The 4,573-nt window shown below is 78.6% G+C and carries 1 protein-coding gene; it reads right to left on the reverse strand.

Translation table 11 applies throughout. From position 1 onward, the window contains the following. Positions 1–76: 76 nt before the first annotated feature. Positions 77–4,573, reverse strand: a 4,497-nt coding sequence (locus tag ACFWOG_RS39750) for an SDR family NAD(P)-dependent oxidoreductase (RefSeq protein WP_380364521.1), incomplete at its 5' end; no start/stop codon positions are given.

The raw sequence follows: 4,573 nt of genomic DNA on the forward strand, positions 1-4,573 counted from the left end.
CGGGGGGGGGCCCCCCCCCCCCCGGGCGGGGTCCCCCGGGCAGGGGGCGGGGGTTGCGGGTACGGGCGCCGGGGCGTCAGTCCTCGTCGGGGGCGGCGGAGCCGAGCGCGAGCCGCATGAGCTCCTCGACGTCCATCGCGTCGAGGTCCTCGGCGGGCGCGCCCGGCCCCGGAAGCGTCGGGGCCGGTTCCACCGGCGCCAGCCGCAGCAGCCGGGGCAGCAGCCCGGACTCCCGCAGCCGCTCGACCGGGATCGCTGCGAGCGCCCGCCGGATCTCCTCGTCGGGCAGGTCCACCGTCTCCGGCACGGGCGCGAGGGACTCCCCGAGGTGGCCCGCGAGCCGTTCGGCGTTCGGGTAGTCGAAGACGAGCGTCGGCGAGAGCGGCAGTCCGGTGGCGGCGATCAGCTGGTCGCGCAGCTGGACGGCGGTGAGCGAGTCGAAGCCGAGCTCGTTGAAGGCCCGTTCCGGCGCCACCGCGGCGCCCGACGCGTGGCCGAGCACGGCCGCCGCCTCGTCCCGGACCAGCCGCAGCAGGATCCGCTCCCGCTCCGCCGGGGCGGCCTCGGCCAGCCGGGCGGCCAGCTGCCCGGCCACGTCCCCGCGGGCGGGGACCGCGCCGGGCCGTCCGTCCGTGAGCGGGTCGGCGGCCAGGCCGGTGAGCAGCGGCCGGGGCCGCGCGGTGGAGAACACGGGGACGAAGCGCGCCCAGTCCACGTCGGCCACGGTGACCGACGCGTCGCCGGCGCCGACCGCCACGCCGAGCGCGTCCAGCGCCCGGTCCGGCGCCATCGGGGTGAGCCCGCGCAACCGGAGCCGGTCGGCGACCTCGTCGTCGGCCGCCATGCCGATCCGGGCCCACGGCCCCCAGGCGATCGCCGTCCCGGGCCGGCCCTGCGCCCGGCGCCGCTCGACGAGCGCGTCCAGCGCCGCGTTCGCCGCCGCGTAGGCGGCCTGCTCCGCGCTTCCCCAGACGCCCGCGATCGAGGAGAAGACGATCAGCGGCACGTCCGGCAGCAACGCGTCGAGGTGCACCGCGCCGTCGACCTTGCCGGCCGCCACGGCGCGCAGGTGGTCCGCGTCCTCGGCGGCCAGCGGCACGTCCCGGCTGACGCCCGCCGCGTGCACGACGGCGTCCACCGCACCGACCTCGGCCAGCAGGGCCGCGACCGCCGACCGGTCGGACAGGTCGCAGGCGTGCGCCTGCGCCGCGGGCAGCTCGGCGAGCAGTTCCGCCGCGCCGGGGGCGTCGGCGCCCCGGCGGGAGACCAGCACCAGCCGCTGCGCGCCGTGGGCCGCGGCCCAGCGGGCGACCTCGGCGCCCAGGCCGCCGGTCCCGCCGGTGACGAGCAGGGTGCCGCCGGGCCGCCAGCGCGGGGCGCCGGCGGGCACGGGCGCGGGGACCAGCCGGCGCAGCGCCGGGCCGGCCGCCCGCAGGGCCACCTGGTCCTCGGCGCCGAGCCCGCCGGCCAGGACCGCGACGAGCCGGGCCGCCGCCGGGGCGTCCGGCCGTTCGGGCAGGTCGACCAGTCCGCCCCACCGGTCCGGGTGCTCCAGGCCGAGGACCCGGGCCAGTCCCCAGACCGCCGCCGGGCCCGGGTCGGGCGCCGGATCGTCCGGCCCGGTGGCCACCGCGCGCCGGGTGACGAACCAGTGCGGTGCCGTCAGGCCCTGCCGGACGACCGCGAGGGCCTGCTCCGGGGTGGACACCGCGGCCAGCACACCGGCGAGGGCCGGCCCGGGCTCGGCGACCACCTCGGTGCCCGCGGCCCGCAGGGCGCCGGCGAGCGCGCCGTCCTCGTCGCCCAGCACCAGCCACGCGCCGTCCGGCGCGGCGGCGGGCTGCGGCTCGGTGGTCTGCCCGGCGCCGGTCCGCGGCTCTGCGCCGGCCAGGTCGGTGACCGAGGCGTCCGTGCCCGGCAGGTCGGTGGCCGGCGGGCCGGCGGTCAGGACGTCGCCCGCCGGCTGCCACTCGACGCGGTAGCGCCACCCCTCGGTGCCCGGCTGCTCCTCGGCCGGGCCGTCCAGCCAGAACCGCCGCCGGTGGAACGCGTACGTCGGGAGGTCGACGCGGCGCGCGCCGGGAAGCACCGCGCTCCAGTCGACCGGGAAGCCGTGGACGAACAGCGTGCCCAGCGCGGTGAGCGCGGTGGTGGGCTCGTCGCGGTCCTTGCGCAGCGTCGGGACGCACACGGCGTCCGGGCGCAGCTGCCGGGCCAGCGCCGTCAGGACGCCGTCCGGGCCGAGCTCCACGAGCGTGCCGATGCCGTCCAGCGCGCCGACGGCGTCCGCGAAGCGGACGGGCCGGCGGACCTGCTCGACCCAGTACTCCGGGTCCGTCCACTCCCCCGGTCCCACCCGCCGGCCGGTCACGCTCGACACCGCCGGCGTCGACGGCTCGGCGAAGGCCAGGGACTTCACGACGGTCCGGAACTCCGCCAGCATCGGCTCCATCAGCCGGGAGTGGAACGCGTGGCCGGTCCGCAGCCGACTGGTCTTCCAGCCGCGCCCGGCCGCGAGCACGGCCGCCTCCTCCACCGCGTCCGCGGCCCCGGAGACCACCACGGCCGCCGGGCCGTTCACCGCCGCGACGTCCAGCGTGCCGAGCGCCGCCCGGACGTCGGCCTCGGAGGCTCCGACGGCGAGCATCGCCCCGCCGGCGGGTAGGGCCTGCATCAGCCTGCCGCGCGCGGCGACCAGCGTGGCCGCGTCCGCGAGCGACAGCACCCCGGCCACGTGCGCGGCGGCGATCTCGCCGATCGAGTGCCCGACCAGGACGTCCGCCCGCACACCCCAGTGCGTGAGCAGCGCGTGCAACGCCACCTCGACGGCGAACAGCGCCGGCTGCGCGTACTCGGTCCGGTGGACGAGGTCCTCGTCGTGGAGCGCGACGGCCAGCGGCACGCCCAGGTGCGGGTCCAGCGCGGCGGTGACGGTGGCCAGCGCGTCCGCGAACACCGGGAACTCGGCGGCGAGTGCCGCCCCCATGGCCGCCCGCTGCGCGCCCTGGCCGGTGAAGAGGAACGCCCGCTTCCCGCGGACCGCGACCCCTTCGACCATGCCCTCGCCCCGGCCTCCGGAGGCCCAGGCGGTCAGCGCGTCGGCCGCCCGTGCCAGGCCGTCGTCGGTCCGCTGCGCGAGGAACACGGCCCGGTGCGGCAGCGCGGCCCGCAGGGTGGTCGACCGGGCGAGGTCGGCCGGGGACCCGTCCGGATGCTCCCGCAGGTGGCGGCCGAGCCGTCCGGCCTGCCGGCGCAGCGCGTCGGCGTCCGGTCCGCTGACGACCAGCGGCACCACCCGGCCGGCCGCCGGAGCGGGTGCGACCCGGGGCGCGGACGGGGTCTGGGGGGCGGACGGGGTCTGGGGGGCGGGGGGTTCCTCCACGATGACGTGGGCGTTGGTGCCGCTGATGCCGAACGACGAGACGGCCGCCCGGCGCGGACGGTCCACCTCCGGCCAGGGGCGGGCCTCGGTGAGCAGTTCCACGTCCCCGGACGCCCAGTCCACCTGGGGGGTGGGCGCGTCGACGTGCAGCGTGCGGGGCAGCACGCCGTGCCGCATCGCCTGGACCATCTTGATGATGCCGGCCGCCCCGGCCGCCGCCTGGGTGTGCCCGAGGTTCGACTTGATCGAACCCAGCCAGAGCGGGTCGCCGCCGTCCCGGTCCCGCCCGTACGTCGCCAGCAGCGCCTGGGCCTCGATCGGGTCGCCCAGCGTCGTCCCCGTACCGTGCGCCTCGACCACGTCGACGTCCCGCGGCGTCAGACCGGCGTTCGCCAGCGCCTGGCGGATGACGCGCTGCTGCGACGGGCCGTTCGGCGCCGTCAGACCGCTGGAGGCACCGTCCTGGTTCACCGCCGTGCCCCGCACCACCGCCAGGACCGGGTGGCCGAGCCGCTGCGCGTCCGACAGCCGCTCCACCAGCAGCATGCCGACGCCCTCGCCCCAGCCGGTGCCGTCCGCACCCGCCGCGAAGGACTTGCACCGACCGTCGGCCGCCAGCCCCCGCTGCCGCGAGAACCCGACGAACGTCTCCGGGGTCGCCATCACCGCGGCCCCGCCCGCGAGGGCGAGATCGCACTCGCCCGCCTGCAGCGCCCGGGCCGCCAGGTGCAGCGTGACCAGGGACGACGAGCAGGCGGTGTCCACCGTCAGCGCGGGGCCCTCCAGGCCGAGCGTGTAGGAGATCCGGCCGGAGGCGACACTCCCCGAGTTGCCGGTCCCGAGGTACGCCTCGACCTCGTCCGGGACGTCCAGCAGGCGCGCGGCGTAGTCGTGGTACATCAGGCCCACGTAGACGCCGGTGCGGGAGCCGCGCAGGCCCAACGGGTCCACCCCGGCCCGCTCCAGCGCCTCCCACGCCGTCTCCAGCAGCAGGCGCTGCTGCGGGTCCGTCGCCAGCGCCTCGCGCGGCGAGATCCCGAACACGTCCGGGTCGAAGTCCGCGGCCTCGTAGAGGAACCCGCCTTCGCGCGCGTACGAGGTGCCGGGGTGGTCCGGGTCGGGGTGGTAGAGCCCCTCGACGTCCCAGCCGCGGTCGGTCGGGAACAGGCCGATGCCGTCCCGGCCCTCGTC

This window comes from Kitasatospora sp. NPDC058406 (genome assembly GCF_042722765.1).
Taxonomy (GTDB): Bacteria; Actinomycetota; Actinomycetes; order Streptomycetales; family Streptomycetaceae; genus Kitasatospora.